This window comes from Candidatus Spongiisocius sp. (assembly GCF_965221825.1).
Lineage (GTDB): Bacteria > Actinomycetota > Acidimicrobiia > Spongiisociales > Spongiisociaceae > Spongiisocius.
The window spans coordinates 2,468,391-2,482,588 of sequence record NZ_OZ244917.1 but is presented as its reverse complement, the minus strand read 5'-3'; the positions used below and the strand labels follow the sequence as shown (position 1 = coordinate 2,482,588).

The 14,198-nt window shown below is 67.2% G+C and carries 13 protein-coding genes; 6 read left to right on the top strand and 7 right to left on the bottom strand.

The window, feature by feature from the left end:
• Positions 1 to 79 precede the first annotated feature (79 nt).
• The gene (locus ACOQPD_RS11635; RefSeq protein WP_420612117.1) at positions 80 to 640 is read left to right on the top strand and encodes a peptidylprolyl isomerase; all 561 of its coding nucleotides are present in this window, start codon (positions 80 to 82) and stop codon (positions 638 to 640) included.
• A 50-nt stretch (positions 641 to 690) separates the two neighbouring features.
• Here ACOQPD_RS11635 and ACOQPD_RS11630 read toward each other — a convergent pair whose 3' ends face one another.
• The 4 genes from ACOQPD_RS11630 to ACOQPD_RS11615 all read right to left on the bottom strand — a co-directional run bounded on the left by ACOQPD_RS11630 (position 691) and on the right by ACOQPD_RS11615 (position 8,515).
• Positions 691 to 2,715: an S-layer homology domain-containing protein gene (locus tag ACOQPD_RS11630; RefSeq protein WP_420612116.1), complete on the bottom strand. Its 2,025-nt coding sequence runs from the start codon at positions 2,713 to 2,715 to the stop codon at positions 691 to 693.
• A 66-nt stretch (positions 2,716 to 2,781) separates the two neighbouring features.
• Positions 2,782 to 3,252: a c-type cytochrome gene (locus ACOQPD_RS11625; RefSeq protein ID WP_420612115.1), complete on the bottom strand. Its 471-nt coding sequence runs from the start codon at positions 3,250 to 3,252 to the stop codon at positions 2,782 to 2,784.
• Positions 3,253 to 3,402: 150 nt separating this feature from the next.
• A complete protein-coding gene (locus tag ACOQPD_RS11620; RefSeq protein ID WP_420612114.1) occupies positions 3,403 to 5,775 on the bottom strand; it encodes an ATP-binding protein in 2,373 nt (790 codons plus the stop codon).
• A gap of 517 nt (positions 5,776 to 6,292) precedes the next feature.
• Positions 6,293 to 8,515 (bottom strand): MMPL family transporter, encoded by a 2,223-nt coding sequence (locus ACOQPD_RS11615; protein WP_420612113.1) that lies wholly within the window; start codon positions 8,513 to 8,515, stop codon positions 6,293 to 6,295.
• Positions 8,516 to 8,877: 362 nt separating this feature from the next.
• Here ACOQPD_RS11615 and ACOQPD_RS11610 point away from each other — a divergent pair, with 362 nt between their 5' ends.
• The 5 genes from ACOQPD_RS11610 (at position 8,878) to ACOQPD_RS11590 (ending at position 12,516) form a co-directional block, all read left to right on the top strand.
• Entirely contained in the window at positions 8,878 to 10,407 is a 1,530-nt protein-coding gene (locus tag ACOQPD_RS11610; protein ID WP_420612112.1) for a vWA domain-containing protein, read from the top strand.
• Between the two features lie 77 nt (positions 10,408 to 10,484).
• A complete protein-coding gene (locus ACOQPD_RS11605; RefSeq protein ID WP_420612111.1) occupies positions 10,485 to 10,832 on the top strand; it encodes a GntR family transcriptional regulator in 348 nt (115 codons plus the stop codon).
• The gene (locus ACOQPD_RS11600) at positions 10,829 to 11,806 is read left to right on the top strand and encodes a DUF1648 domain-containing protein (protein WP_420612110.1); all 978 of its coding nucleotides are present in this window, start codon (positions 10,829 to 10,831) and stop codon (positions 11,804 to 11,806) included. Before ACOQPD_RS11605 ends, ACOQPD_RS11600 begins: the two co-directional genes overlap by 4 nt.
• 206 nt (positions 11,807 to 12,012) lie before the next feature.
• Entirely contained in the window at positions 12,013 to 12,246 is a 234-nt protein-coding gene (locus ACOQPD_RS11595; RefSeq protein WP_420612109.1) for a hypothetical protein, read from the top strand.
• A gap of 153 nt (positions 12,247 to 12,399) precedes the next feature.
• Positions 12,400 to 12,516, top strand: a complete 117-nt coding sequence (locus ACOQPD_RS11590; protein WP_420612108.1) for a type II toxin-antitoxin system RelE family toxin — start codon at positions 12,400 to 12,402, stop codon at positions 12,514 to 12,516.
• Positions 12,517 to 12,732: 216 nt separating this feature from the next.
• Here ACOQPD_RS11590 and ACOQPD_RS11585 read toward each other — a convergent pair whose 3' ends face one another.
• The 3 genes from ACOQPD_RS11585 to ACOQPD_RS11575 all read right to left on the bottom strand — a co-directional run bounded on the left by ACOQPD_RS11585 (position 12,733) and on the right by ACOQPD_RS11575 (position 14,198).
• Entirely contained in the window at positions 12,733 to 12,912 is a 180-nt protein-coding gene (locus tag ACOQPD_RS11585) for a type II toxin-antitoxin system HicA family toxin (protein ID WP_420612107.1), read from the bottom strand.
• A gap of 22 nt (positions 12,913 to 12,934) precedes the next feature.
• Positions 12,935 to 13,138 carry a type II toxin-antitoxin system HicB family antitoxin gene (locus ACOQPD_RS11580; RefSeq protein ID WP_420612106.1) on the bottom strand — a complete coding sequence of 68 codons (204 nt, stop codon included), beginning with the start codon at positions 13,136 to 13,138 and terminating at the stop codon, positions 12,935 to 12,937.
• A 490-nt stretch (positions 13,139 to 13,628) separates the two neighbouring features.
• Positions 13,629 to 14,198: an ImmA/IrrE family metallo-endopeptidase gene (locus tag ACOQPD_RS11575; RefSeq protein ID WP_420612105.1), complete on the bottom strand. Its 570-nt coding sequence runs from the start codon at positions 14,196 to 14,198 to the stop codon at positions 13,629 to 13,631.

The following is a 14,198-nucleotide window of genomic DNA, read 5'->3' as shown; positions in this document are numbered from 1 at the left end:
AGGTGGTGGAGCTCCCGGACTTATCGCGGTTAGGGTTACCCGGCCTTTTCCGCCCAGACCAACGTTGAGGAGCCCACCCGTGTCCGACATACCCTGCCCCGCCGCGGATGGATCAAGCCCGGTCCAGCGCCAGTTCCCGAAGCCTCCGCCGATGTGCATCGACGCCGCCAAGTCCTACACCGCGGTGATGGACACGTCGATGGGATCGATCACCATCGCCCTGGACGCCGCCGCTGCGCCCCTCACCGTCAACAACTTCGTGTTTCTCGCCCGCTACCACTACTACGAGGGCGTGATCTTCCATCGCATCATCAAGGGCTTCGTCTGCCAGGGCGGCGACCCCACCGGCACGGGCCGGGGCGGCCCCGGCTACCGCTTCCGCGACGAGCTTCCCGAACCCGGCCGCTACGAGCTGGGCTCGCTGGCCATGGCCAACTCGGGGCCCAACACGAACGGCAGCCAGTTCTTCATCATCAGCGGCTCCGACGGCACCCGCCTGCCGCCGCTGTACTCGCTGTTCGGCAAGGTGACCGACGGCCTGGACGTGGTGGACGCCATGCAGAAGGTCCCGACCGGCCGCAACGACCGCCCCCTGACCGACGTGACGATCAACTCGGTGACGATCGCGGAGTCCGAATAGCCCGCACGCCCGGCTTCGGACGCCACCGGACCGAGCGCGATCCCGGACTCTCAGACGCCACCGGTCGACCCAGACCGGAGATCGAGAGCCCGCACCAGGAAGCTGGCCATCTGCCCTTTCGTGACCGGATCGTTCGGGCAGTAGCGCAGGGGATCGGTATCGCAACCAACCGTGATCTCGACCGCCGCCAGCGCATCGATGTCGGGCTCGTGGGTGTTGCCCGCGGTGTCGGCGAATCCGGCCGGCGCCGCAGCGTCCAGATCGAAGGCCCGCACCAGGAAGCTGGCCATCTGCGACCGCGTGACCGGGTCCTGGGGGCAGTAGCGCAGTGGATCCGTACCGCATCCCTTGGTCACCTCGAGCTCCGCCAGGCGCTCCACGTAGCTCGCCCACCAGGAATCGGCATCCATATCCGCGAACCGGGAGCCGGCGTCTGAGGACACCTCGCCGAGCACACGGACCACCCACACCGCCATCTCCCAACGCCTGACCGGCGCTCTAGGACAGATGCGCCGCTCACCACATTCGGTGCCGTCGAGAACGCCCGCAGCCGCCAACCGGTTGATCGAAGGCTCGTGCACGCCGCCGTCGTCGTCGTCGAAGTAGTCCGGGTCGGGGGATGCGCCGGGGTCCTCAGGTTCATCGACCGGAGGCGGCGCCACGCCGTCGATCGCCGTGATGACGGAGGACTTGAGTCCCAGGCCGGTGCGTAGCCAGTCCCCGGCGACCGTGGTCGACACGGGCTTCCCGTCGCGGACGCCGCGGAACATGACCCGGGTGGGCGAGGACACGGACTCCGTCGACACCAGGGCCGCCTCGGTCACCTCCTCCCAGCCCAGCAGGCCCGCCAGAGTCGAGGCGCTCACCCGGCGCTCCCAGGAGGCGTTCGGGTTGCCCACCGCCGGGTCGATGTCCCAGGGGTCCGCGACCGGCGCCAGGTAGGGCCATTCACGTTGGGACGGCGGATTACCGTTCCACTCGGTGAAGAACCCGTACACGTTGCTGCGGGTGAACCCGCCGGACGAGGCGGAGAAGAAGGACTGGATGATCCCCGCCTTGGTGAACTTCTCCCACTCGTCACCGAAGTAGGTGAGCACCCGACCCCTGGTCGCCTCCACCCCGTCGAGCCAGGGCTGCCCGTTGGATCGGGTCTCCTTGGCCCAGCCGATGTAATTGAAGTCCCTGGTGTTGTCGTAGAGATGGCACCAGCATCTGTCCTTGCGGGCGGCGCTGATTCCCGGGTCTTCGTCGGGATCGGCCGGGCGCGGCCCGGTCTCCCACTCGAAGAACTTGTAGGCCGCGTACGAGCGGGACGCGACGGCCTGGGCCTCGTTCACCCCCGGCGCCTCCCAGTGGTCCAGCACCTCCGCAACCCCTCTGAGGTAGTCCTCCATCCCGATCGCCAGGACCACGTGGAAACCCACCTCCACGGGGTCGTCCCGTATCTTCAGTTCCCCGTGCCGGTACTCGCAGATCTCGTTGGTGCGGGATGCGCACAGCTTGGCTCTGCTCTCACCGTGGCGGAGCCGGACCCCATCGGCGTCGGGCCACGAGATGGAGGCCCGGCAATCACCTGCCGTCCCCCGCAACTCACCCCCCTGGAAGAAGCCGCACTCGCCGCGGGCGATACGGCGGAACTCCCACCGCTCCCCCGCCTGTGGATGCTCCGGCTTCGGGCACGGACCCGCACCGTCGTCTGCGAGACACAGCTCGAGCGGGCCTCCTACGGCGGTGAACTCCAGCAGCGTGACCTGGGACCTCAGATTGATCCACAGCGGGTTCTTCAGCGTGTACAGCAGGTCGTTGGGCAGGGAGAGATCCCGCATGGTCGCCGGCGCCGAACCGGGGAAGTAGTAGGCGGCGATGTCCTCGCCCGGCTTCGCCGGATGGGCGAGCGCCTGCCCGTAGGCGCCCCAGTGGCTCATGCCGACACCGTGGCCCCAGCCCGCACCCTCGAAGACGAACCCATCACCACTCTGGGCACCGGCGGCCAGGGCGGGAACCAGACCCACCAGGACCACCGTGAGCAGCATCCGCCGGAGCACCCGACGAATGCTGGCACGATCCGTCAGCAAGCGGGCCACCCGTCCACGGCCGGCGTCACCGGACTGCGGCCCGATGTCGCCCGATCCGGACCGGCCTCAGGCCTGGCAGACCGCCAGACCCGCCGGATCGGTGAAGATCCCGTTGGCGTACTGCAGCTCCCGTACGTAGCAGATGACCTGGTCCACCTCCTCGGGTGACAGGCCGGGCACGGGCTCCATGTCGCCGAAGTTCCAGTGGTGTTGGGGCGATCCCTGGTTGACAGCGCGGTGGAAACTGAAGTCTGCGTGATGGCCAGGCTCGTATATCTTGTCCACCAGCGGCGGGCCCTGCGACGACCCTCCGGCAGTGGATCCGTGGCATTCCGAGCAACTGGCGGCGAACAACTCGGCGCCGAGACGAGCCACATCCGACAACTCCGGCACGGCGACCGGCACCGCCCCCGCGTCGGGCGTGGCGCCGACCGCGTACTCATCGTCCTCGCCACCCGAACACCCCATCCAGAGAACACTCGCCAGAACGGCGAGCAGGGCTGGTCGAAGCGCGGGTCCCAACCGGCTGCGGAACATCCGTCCAACGCCTTCCGTCCGGGGGTATGAGGTGACAAGCATCGTAATGTGGCGCCGGGCGTCCGTGGGCGTGGCCCCCTGCCGGCGCTGCACCCACCACCTCCGCGCCCGAGCGGTCGGTCGCCCGAGCCCGGGCCATGGACCGCCCCTTTAGGCCTTGGAAAGGCGGTATCCGACGCCCGACTGGGTGAAGATGTATGAGGGGTTCCTGGCATCGTCGCCCAGCTTTTGGCGCACGTTCTTGACGAACGAGCGGAGCAGGCGCTGATCGGCCGGGCGGTCCTCGCTCCACACACTGTTCAGCAGCTGGTCGTGGGTCAGCACCCGTCCGGGGAACCGCGAGAGTTCGAACAGCAGCTTGTACTCGGTGGGTGTGAGGCGCACGGGTTTGCCGGCCACGGTCACCGAGCGCTCCAAGTGGTTGATGACCAGGTCGCCGCAGGTGTACGGCTCGAGCCCGCCATGCGGGTAGGCCGCCGCCTGGCGCAGCGTGGCCCCTATCCGGGCCACGAGCTCCGCAGGCGAGAACGGTTTCACCACATAGTCTGCTACGCCCAACTCGAATGCCTTGGCGATGTCCTGGCCCCCTCCGCGCCCCGAGAGGACGATGACCGGGACGTGGGAGTCGGTCCGGATGCGTCTCAACAACTCGAATCCGTCGATTCCCGGCAGGACCAGATTCACCAGCACGAGTTGGGGCCTCTCCGACTCCAGCAGGCTGCTCACCTCGTCCACATCGCCGGTGACCACCGGTCTGTATCCGGCCTCGGAGAGGGTGTTGCGTACGTAGCGCAGTATCTGGGGATCGTCGTCCACCACCAGAATACGCTCGCGCGCCCGACGCCCGTCCTCGGACTCCGTCGGTCCATCGGCGGAGTCGTACGACCTGTCGGGGATGGCTCCGTTGACGGCGGGGATGGTGAAGATGAACCGGGTACCTTTCCCGTCCCCGTCGCTCTCCGCCCAGATCCGGCCTCCGTGGGCTTCCACGATGCCCCGGCAGATGGCAAGGCCGAGGCCATGACCGCCGACCCGGTGCTCTCCACCCGCCTCGATCCGCGAGAACTTGGTGAACAGGTGTGGTAGGTCCTCGCCTGCGATACCCCTGCCTTCGTCGGCCACCGACGTCACGACGTGAGTGTCCTCCCGCCGGGACGTCACCCGGATCGGAGACCAATCTCGGGAGTACTTGGACGCGTTGGAGAACAGATTGTGGAGGACCTGGATGATCCGTTGGCCGTCCGCGGCGACTCGCGGCAGGTTGGGCGCCACGTCGATCTCGATGTTGTTGCGGTAGCCGCCGCTGAGGAAGGCATTCCTCGCCTGCTCGATCAGAGCCGCGACATCGGTCGGCTCGGCGACCACCGAAAGGGTCCCGGCCTCGATGCGGGTCAGGTCCAGCAGATTGTTGATCAGGTCCCGCATGTGGTCGGCCTGTTCCTCGATGATGCGGAAGAACTGGCGTGTCTCGGCCGGGTCGAGCGGCGACCTGGCGCCCAGCACGGTGGCGGCGGAACCCTTGATCGAGGTCAAAGGCGTCCTGAGCTCGTGGCTTACCATCCCCAGGAAGTCGGTACGCAGCCGCTCCAGTTCCTCCAGCGGCGTGATGTCCTGGATGGTGACCACCACCGTGGCAAGCTGGTCGCCCTCGGAGCGGATCGGCGTGCTGTTGATAAGGGTGGTCACCCGGTCGCCGGAGGGGGAGCCGAGCACCAACTCCTCGGCCCGGACGGTCTCGCCGGTGCGCGCCGACCGTTCGTGGGGGACCTCGTCGGGCGACACCACCGCTCCGTCCAGGCGCCGGAACTCGACTTCGTCGAGGGCGCGTGCGAGGTCCTCGTCATCACCGGATCCGATGCCGATGAGCCGGCATGCCTCGTCGTTGATCTTCACCACATCACGGGTGGCAGCATCGAGGACCAGCACCCCCACCGGCGATGTGTTGACCAGGGCCTCGAGATCGGCCTTGGTCTGCTGCTCCTCGCCGTAACGGTGCGCGTTGGTTATGGCCAGCGCTGCCTGCGAGGCGAACATCCGCAGCGTCTCCTCGTCATCACGAGTGAACTCGCCGCCGGTTACCTTCTCCCCTATGTAGATGTTTCCCACGAGGCGGTCACGGACCCGGATCTGCGCACTCAGAAACGCCCCTATCTTGACCGGGAAGTCGGGGAAGCCGGCCGCGTCGGCGTGAGCTACGAAATCCCGGGTCCTCAGGGGCTCCCTGAGCTCCCTGAGATATGCGAGAACGGCCGGGCCCATCGAGTACCCCAGCATCTGCTCGGTTTGCTCGGCGCCCAGACCGGAGATCAGCAAGTCCCGTATGTCGCCCGACTCGTCATAGGTGGTGAGCGCCGTGTAGCGCGCCTCGGTAAGCGACCCGGCACCGTCCGTGACCTCCTGGAGGACGGTGTCGAGGTCGAGATCCTCGCTGATCCGCAGGATTGCATCGGTCAAGCTGGAGAGGCGAGCCCGCAGAGTCTCGTTTTCAGCCCGCAGGCGTTCGCCGTCGCTCACAACGGTCATGTCGCGACCGACCCTGTCGCCTCGCGGGCCCGGGCACGACCCGGGCAACCCTGCGAGGGCAGCGATGTGGCTGTCTCTCCGGATTTCACCATATGTTCACACTCATCCTTCGCTGTGCGTGTTCAGCTCTCCATACACCGACGCTGCGCCGGCAGTTCATCGAGCCGAGTACCCGGGTCTATGACACCGATCAGCCCATCAGGCTGCGGCGATCCCCGGCCAGCGACACGGCGGGTGGCGGACATCCCTACCGAACCTGTCTGCGGGGCATGGACCCGTCCGCCAGCACCAATTCTACAGAGAGGCCACCGCCATGGGTGCGGCATGGTCCAATCCTCACACGCGTCCTGGGAGTAGTGAACGACCCCTCATGAATGACACCTGTAGGCCCGTGGTATGTGGTGGATTCAGGTCAGTTGTTCACGTTGTCGAGGTCGTTGATCCATCACCGGGGAGCAGAAACCATGCTCGTCATCCATACGCCGGCGGAAGCCTTTCCCCTAGAGGCGGCTGTCTCTCACGGCGACGGTGTGAGGCGGGTGGGCCACCAGTTCCAGCGGCCGAGCAGGGATACCAGCGACGGGACTATCAGGGTGCGGGTGATGAACGTGTCCATCAGCACTCCTATCGCCACCCCGAATCCGAGCTGCAGCAGATCCTGGAGGGGCAGGGTCATCAGGGCGGAGAAGGTGCCGGCGAGGATGATCCCCGCCGAGGTGATGACCGGCCCGGTGCGGGCCAGGGCGTGGCGGGTCGCCTCTCCGAGCGGGGCCTTCCGCGCCTCCTCGCGGATGCGCGACATCAGGTAGATGTTGTAGTCGACGCTCAGGGCGTTGAGGAACACGAACAGGTAGAACGGGACCGCCGGACCGATCCCGGCGTGACCCACCAGGACGATGAACACCACCGTCACGAGCCCCAGCGTCGCGAAGTAGGTGAAGGCGATGGTGGCCATCAGGTAGATGGGAGCGATCAGCGAGCGCAGCAGCAATGCCAGGACCATGCCTATGGCCAGGAGGATGAGCGGGAGCACCACGAGCGAGTCCCGGTTGCCCGCCGTCCTGGTGTCGTAGGCCTCCGCCGTGTCCCCGCCGATCAGCACGCTCGCGGCGGGCAGACCCGCCGCGGCGGCTTGCTCGCGGGCGGCGGAGCGCAGGCCGGGCAGGGCGTCGAGGGCCTCTTCGGAGAACGGTCTCGCCTCGAGCACTATCTCGATGCGGGCCGCTCCCCCGTCGGCGGACACGAACCGCATCCCGCTTCCCGGCGGCAGCTGGGATGCCTCCGGGCCCTCCGCGCCGAATGGCCGGCTCGGACCGGAGATGTCCGCCACGGCCGGATGGCCGGCGAGTCCGAGCGTGAGGGCGTCGAGCTTGTCGATGGTGGAGGGATCCAGCACGCCCGCGCCGGAGGGCAGGTCGACGTAGAGCTGGGTCGGAGACAGCTCGCCACCGGGGAACCCGCCTCGCAGCAGCTCGAAGCTGCGGACCGACTCCGCATTCTGCGGCAGGCTCTCCAACTGGTCGTAGTTGGCGCGATACGGAGCCAGTCCCGCCACCAGCACGGCCAGGCCGGCGCACGTCACGGCCAGGGTCAGGCCCGGTCTCCGGACGACGACCGCTCCGACCCGGCCGTACACGCTGCGCCGCCAGTCGGCCCGCGCCGGCTCGTCGGCCTCGAACCGGGGCTGGCGGGGCCAGAAGGCGCGCCTCCCGATGATCGTCAATGCCGCCGGGATGAGGGTGACAGCGGCCAGCATCATCAATGCCACGGCGAGAGCGATGACGGGGCCCAATGCCTGATAGGAACGCAGCGATGCCAGCCAGAGCGCCGCGCAGGCGACCAGGATCGTCATGCCCGCCGAGGCGACCGCGCCGCCCACGCCGCGCATGGTCCTTCGCATCGCCTCGTGCCGATCCTCGTGGCGGGTCAGCTCCTCCCGGAACCGCGCCGACACGAAGAGCACGTAGTCGGTGCCCGTGCCGAAGAGGACCACGGTCATGATGCCGGTCGTCTGCCCGGAGACCGGTATCCCGTAGCGGATCGCATACCAGGCGGCTATGGCGCCTGCCATCTGGAAGACCAGGCCCACCCCCAGCAGCGGGATCGTGGCCATGACCGGGGAGCGGTAGATGATGATCAGCAACACCAGCACCAGGGCGACCGTCACCACTAGCAGCAGGGTATCGATCGTCGCGAACACCCCGATCAGGTCGACTATGAGGCCGCCGGGTCCCCCGGCGGCCACCTCCACGCCGCTGATGCCGAACGAGGCCGAGCGGTCCCTGATGGCCTCGACCGTGTCACCGAAGGCCGGGTCGGCGGGTTCGCCGGCCACCTCCGCGAACACGTACATGACGGTGTTGTCGGGTGACACCAGGCCGAACCGCTGACCCATGACCGGGTCGGGGCTGAGCACCTGGCCCACATTGTCCGGCGCCTCCGGGCCCGACAGCCAGCCGGCCAGGTCAGCGGCCGCCTCGTAGGCGGGAGGCCCCAGACCCTCCGGTTGCGAGAAGACCACCAGGACCGGCGTGCCCGCCGCCGGGAAACGCTCCTGGGCGAACCGGAAGGCGCGGGTCGCCTCGGCGTCCCTGGGCAGGAACAACGCCGCCTCGTTCTCGTTGGCCTCGTCCAGCCGGGGGAGCTGCGATATCAGAGCGCCGGCCACGATCACCCAGATGGCGACCGTCACCCACTTGCCACGGCGGCTGGAGGCGAAGTCGGTGAGACGCCCCAGCACTCAACAACCCCCTGGACGCGTCCCGGCCTGACAGCGGCAGGGGCGCACGATTCCACAACTCATCTAGCGAACGAGGCTAACGCACGCCCGGGACCAATCCGACCATCTGCCGGTACCGACTCACCTCTCCGGTGGCACGAGCCGATGCTGCTGCTCGGCCGCGATTCCCGGTTATGCGCAGCATCGATTCCCGGTTTAGCGCATATCACCACCGGCATCCGGCCAGTCCGGCGAGGCGGGAGCACCGGGCTCCGGGGATTCGGATCCGGTGCCGGTGGTCCGGGGAACGGTGCCATACCCGGGATCCGCGGGGATCCGGCGGGGCCGGGAACCTCGGAGGGGGCCGGCGTCGTCATAGGACCATGAAGACCACACATGCCCCCACCCGAACCCTGACCGTGCTGCTGGCGGTCGTCACCGTCCTGGCGGGCGCCTGCAGCTCCGAAAGCGCCGACACCACCATTACGACAACCGTTGCCCCTATGGAGACAACTCCGCGGCCGTCGGTCGATCCGGAGCCCGAACCCGAACCCACACCATCAGCCGAGAGCTATACCGCTCCGAGCACCGACGATGGATGGACCGAGGGTGAGCCCGACTGGAGCGCCGGCGACGAGGCAGACCTCGCGGAGGCAGCGATGGCGGAAGCGGAGATGGCGGTCGAGGCTGCCGAGATAGCGGTTGAGGAGACCGCCGCCGCGGCTCCCGCTTCGGAGACTGCGACCACCGGGGCCCCCGCCACGACGGCGGCCGCCACCGCGACGGCTGCCGCGGAAGATGAGATTGTCCACGAACCGGATGAGGTGGTCCACGAGTCGGAACAACCCCAGACGAGGCTCACGGGCGGGTCGATCGACGACAACGAGCGCTTCGAGGACTACCTGGCCTACCGCGCCCGCTTCTTCGGCCTCGGCATCCCGGTGCGCGATCTCGACCCCGCGGGACGCATAGTGGTGACGGTTACCGGCGACGGCGGCCTTCCGGCGGCAGGCGCCGAGGTCGTGGTGGCCGCGAACCAGGTGGAGGTGAGCCTGCGGACCACCGCCGACGGCACCGTCCGCTTCCACCCGGAGGCCTATGCGGCAGGTGACGGGCCGTTCGCCGTGTCAGCCGGAGGAGCGAGCACGACAGCCGAGCGAGGCGAGAGCGTCGCCCTCGAGACCTCCCTGCCCACCGTGGCCGGCGAGACCGTCGCCCTAGACGTCCTGTTCCTGCTCGACGCCACCGGCTCGATGGAGGACGAGATATACCAGCTCAAGATCACCATCGACGAGGTGGCCCACCGCATCCACCGGATCCCCGGTGAGGTGGACGTGCGCCTGGGCATGACCCTGTACCGGGACGAGGGCGACGAGTTCCTCACCCGGACGTTCGACTTCACCCCCGACATCGGGGACTTCTCCGAGGCCCTCTCGGCGGTCGTGGCCTACGACGGCGGCGACTATCCCGAAGCCCTCGACGAGGCGCTCGCGGACGCCCTGGCGCGACCGTCGTGGCGCTGGGCCTCCGAGGCGGTACAGCTGGTCTTCCTGGTGGCCGACGCGCCCCCGCAGATACTCCGGCAGGTCCCGGTGCCTTACACCGACTCGATGCGCGACGCGGCCCGGCGGGGCATCAAGATCTTCCCGGTGTCGTCTTCCGGCACCGACGATCAGGCAGAGTTCGTGTTCCGCCAGCTCGCGCAGTTCACCGGCGCCCGCTACGTGTTCCTCACCTACGGCGCCGGGGGCCGCGCCACCGGCGCCTCCACCGACATCGACCAGCGCGACTACGAGGAACTGTCCCTGGACGACCTGATAGTGCGCCTGGTGGCCGAGGAACTGGCCGCCCTGCGCGGCGCCGCAGACATCGAGCCTCCGGAGACATCCGAGGACGGCCAGCAGGGCAACTGAAGCCACCGCCCGACAGGCCTGACACAGGATCTGCCTGTCGAGATTGCAATCGGTATAGTTCTAGTTATAATAGAACTATGCTCTGGAGGATCGACGCACAGTCTCCCCAACCCCTTCACGAACAGCTGGCCGGTCAGATCCGTCACGGGATCGCCACCGGGGAGCTGGCGGGAAACGAGAAGCTGCCCCCGGCCCGCGACCTGGCCGCGGGTCTGAAAGTGAACATGCACACCGTCCTCCGGGCGTTCCAGACGTTGCGCGATGAAGGCTTGCTGGAAGTCCGCCGGGGCCGGGGCACGACGGTGGCCGCCGACGCCAAGTCGAATACCCGCCACGTCGAACTCGCCCGCAGGCTGGTCAGCGAAGCGCGCCGCGCCGGCCTGGGCAATCGAGAGATCATCAAACTTGTAGAGGTGCAACTATGAACGAGTGGGCACGGAGGCTGGCCCTGGGCGCCGGCATCCCTATAGCCATAGTGGCCACCGGCCTCATCCCCTACCTGGCCTTCCGCTCCGACCTCCCGGAGCGGGTGGCGAGCCACTACGGGATAGCCGGCCGTCCGGACGGTTCCATGACCCCCGAGCAGCTGCTCCTGGTCGTAGGCGTGATGATGGCGCTCGGCCTGGGCATGTGCGCGATGGTCGCCCTGGGCCGGCGCCGTTTCCAGCCCATGGTCGCGCCGGGCATGTCGTTCATCGGCGCTTTCATCGCAGGTCTAGCGGCCGGGATCCTCGCCATGACCGCCATCGGCCAGCGAGACTTGGAACGCTGGCAGGACGCAACCCTCTCCCCCTGGGCCCTGATCCTGTGGGTCGGCGGCAGCCTGGCCGTGGGCGCCGCGGCGGCAAGGATCGCCTCGACCCTCCCGTCCGACGATCCCGATGACGCCGGGGACATCCCGCCGCCCCTGGACCTCGCCCCCGGCGAGCAAGTCTTCTGGACCGCCACCCTGTCCGCCAGATGGCCCCTGATGCTGGGCCTGGTCAACCTCATCCTCGCCCTAGTCGTCACCGCACTCGCCGAACCCTGGATCGGCATGTTCCTCCTGATCGCAGCGATCGCCGTAACCACCTTCAGCCGCATCCGCGTCACCGCCGACCACACCGGCCTGACCGTCCGCTACGGCTTCCTCGGCCGGCCCCGCACCCGCATACCCATCCACCGCATCGCCACAGCCCGAGCCATCGAAATCCGCCCCTCCGAATGGGGCGGCTGGGGCTACCGAGGCAACCTGAGCCTCATGAACCGCGCCGCCGTAGTCCTCAGAGCCGGCCCCGGCCTCCGCCTGGACCTCCACAACGGCAAGATCTTCGCCATAACCATCGACACCCCCGAAACCCCCGCCCGCCTGCTGAACGCCGAAGCCTCCCGCCTGGAGGAGTCCCGAGACCACGCATAGACGAAGAAACCTGCCGGATCACCATCCGCCGGGTTCTGCTGTGGCGCGGCCCTGCCTCGGGAGATGTCACGTTGACGGCAAACAAGCAGTGTGAGTATCGCCGTCACTCCTCCCGCTATGCTACGCTGTGTGGAGCGTCACAAACGGCAATCCTGCCGATGCTGACGGCCAGCTTGGAATGGATGCTCGGGCCAGAGGAACCAGCTGTGAAGACAATGACGGTGGATGACGGCTTGTATGGGGCCTTGGAAGCAGCCGCTGACCGCAACGGCAGGCCTGTGCAGGAGTTGGCGAATGAGGCCATCGCCTCATGGCTGGCGGATGCGGCGAGCGATGAGGCTGACCAAGCGGCAATCGAGCAGGCCCGCGCCGAAGCTGCCGAGCAGGGCGGGGTCGAGTTCGAGGCATTCTTCGATGATCTTCTGGGGAACCACGACTGATCCCTGCCTCGTATCGTATTGAATTGGCCCCTGCAGCCCAGCGCCAGGCACGAAAACTCACACCTGAGGATGCCAGGCGGATCCGGGAGGCGCTCCGCACCTGGTCAACGATGCCCGGCCACCAGGTAGCGTGAAGCTGGCGGGTTTGCGGCGGTGTGGCGGGTCAGGGCCGGTCGGTTTCGAATCATCTACGAAGTGCATGACGACAAGCGGCTGCTCATAGTGCTGCGTATCGCGAGGCGGCACAAGGGGACGTATCGCGACCTCTGATTTGGCCGGCTTTCCTGGGCGGTGACCTACCGGCCGTCCGAGCGAAACTGCGGGCAAGCCTCCCGCCGTAGGAAGTCCCGAGACCACGCATAGACGAAGGTGGCGGGTCTCCCCGGCGCCGGACTTCGCCGGAGGGCTGTTCACCGCCTTCATACAGAAAGGCCGATTTACGCTTGTTCGCCCAAGCACACAATCCGTCGCCAGCCGTCGCGACGCCTACAGGTCCGTTTCCTGTATCCCAGCGAGCTTCATGAGATGTCTCTGCAGACCGCGTTTGAGAGTCATATTCCCGTGAACGGGAACCGAGATGCCCACATCGGTCCCGGGCCTGGTGTAGACGTGTTGGCTCCCTCGCACTCTGGCCAAGCGCCACCGCGATCCTGTAGCAACCGGCACGGCTGCTTACCGCTGATCGCCTTTATACAGCGATTTCGATGACCCTGCTTCTCTCTGGAGCCGGCGTTCCGCTCACGTCAACCGAGAGGCAACCCTCGACCGCTTCGTAGAAGTTGGCGAGGAGTTCCTCGAAGGACTCCCCCTGGGTGGCACACCCGGGTATGGCCGGCACCTCAGCCCAGTATCCACCCTCTTCTGCTTCATGGACGACAACCGACAGCTTCATACAAGTTCCCCATCCGAGCAGGCCGCCGGCTGATGCGATCTCTGCATACGGGCAGACTAGAGACCGGTGCGGAGTTGTAGCCGGCGGCCTACCGGACCGGTGGCGATTGACTCGCCGGTGGTCCCGAGATTCCGGGCGCAACTCGAACTCGATCGGTACCGGCATGTGCTGAGCCTCTAACGATACGCCACGACTTCCTCGGCCGGCCCCGCACCCGTATACCCATCCACCGCATCGCCACAGCCCGAGCCATAGAGATCCGCCCCTCCGAGTGGGGCGGCTGGGGCTACCGCGGCAACCTGACCCTTATGAACCGCGCCGCCGTAGTCCTGAGAGCCGGCTCCGGCCTCCGCCTAGGCCTCCAACGGCAAGATCTTCGTCATAACCATCGACAACCCCGAAACCCCCGCCCAACTCCTGAACACCGAAGCCTCCCGCCTGGAGGAGCCCACACGCCGCGCATGATGAAGGTGAGTGGGAGGCGTAGCTTTCAGCCGGCGCGCATTTCCCGTTCTCGCTTCGCTCTTATGTAGGCTCCGGTGACCTTAAGACGCCAGTCGAGCATCTTCTTGCTTACGCCGAGGCGCTCTCGGACGTGTTGTTCGGTGAGGGTGCCACGTGCGGTGGCGAGAGCGATTTGTGACGGCACTAGTAGGGCACCTGCCAACCACGCAGCTTCGGCTTCGTGGGTCGAGTTCCAGGTTCGAGATCCTGCGATGTAGTCCAAGGCTGGCGTTGGTTCGTGAAATAGGAGACTATGTGCGAGCTCATGGGCCAAGTTGCTGTTCTGACGAGCCAAGGAGTGGGCGTCATTGTGTATTACAGCTCTGAAGGGCCCTTCGAACACGGTAACGGCTGAGAACACGTCTGGATGGTCTTGCAGGAAGTAGTTCGCGCCGCTGGTGGTGGAGGCTAGGTCGCTGAGCGTCAGGATCGGGATGCAGAGGTGTCCAGCCAGGCGGCGTGGGTCTAGACGGTCGTAGGGGCCTATGCCGAGTTCTCCGCGGACTGAGGCTGACAGCGCTTCGGCCTCGGCCTTGAAACCTCTTACGAGTCCCAT

Excerpts from the sequence above, each read along its gene's own strand:
- ACOQPD_RS11580 (WP_420612106.1), bottom strand. The coding sequence starts at position 13,138 with ATGAAGCTGTCGGTTGTCGTCCATGAAGCAGAAGAGGGTGGATACTGG.
- ACOQPD_RS11620 (WP_420612114.1), bottom strand. The coding sequence starts at position 5,775 with ATGACCGTTGTGAGCGACGGCGAACGCCTGCGGGCTGAAAACGAGACT.
- ACOQPD_RS11575 (WP_420612105.1), bottom strand. The coding sequence starts at position 14,198 with ATGGGACTCGTAAGAGGTTTCAAGGCCGAGGCCGAAGCGCTGTCAGCC.
- ACOQPD_RS11610 (WP_420612112.1), top strand. The coding sequence starts at position 8,878 with ATGAAGACCACACATGCCCCCACCCGAACCCTGACCGTGCTGCTGGCG.
- ACOQPD_RS11625 (WP_420612115.1), bottom strand. The coding sequence starts at position 3,252 with ATGTTCCGCAGCCGGTTGGGACCCGCGCTTCGACCAGCCCTGCTCGCC.
- ACOQPD_RS11605 (WP_420612111.1), top strand. The coding sequence starts at position 10,485 with ATGCTCTGGAGGATCGACGCACAGTCTCCCCAACCCCTTCACGAACAG.
- ACOQPD_RS11600 (WP_420612110.1), top strand. The coding sequence starts at position 10,829 with ATGAACGAGTGGGCACGGAGGCTGGCCCTGGGCGCCGGCATCCCTATA.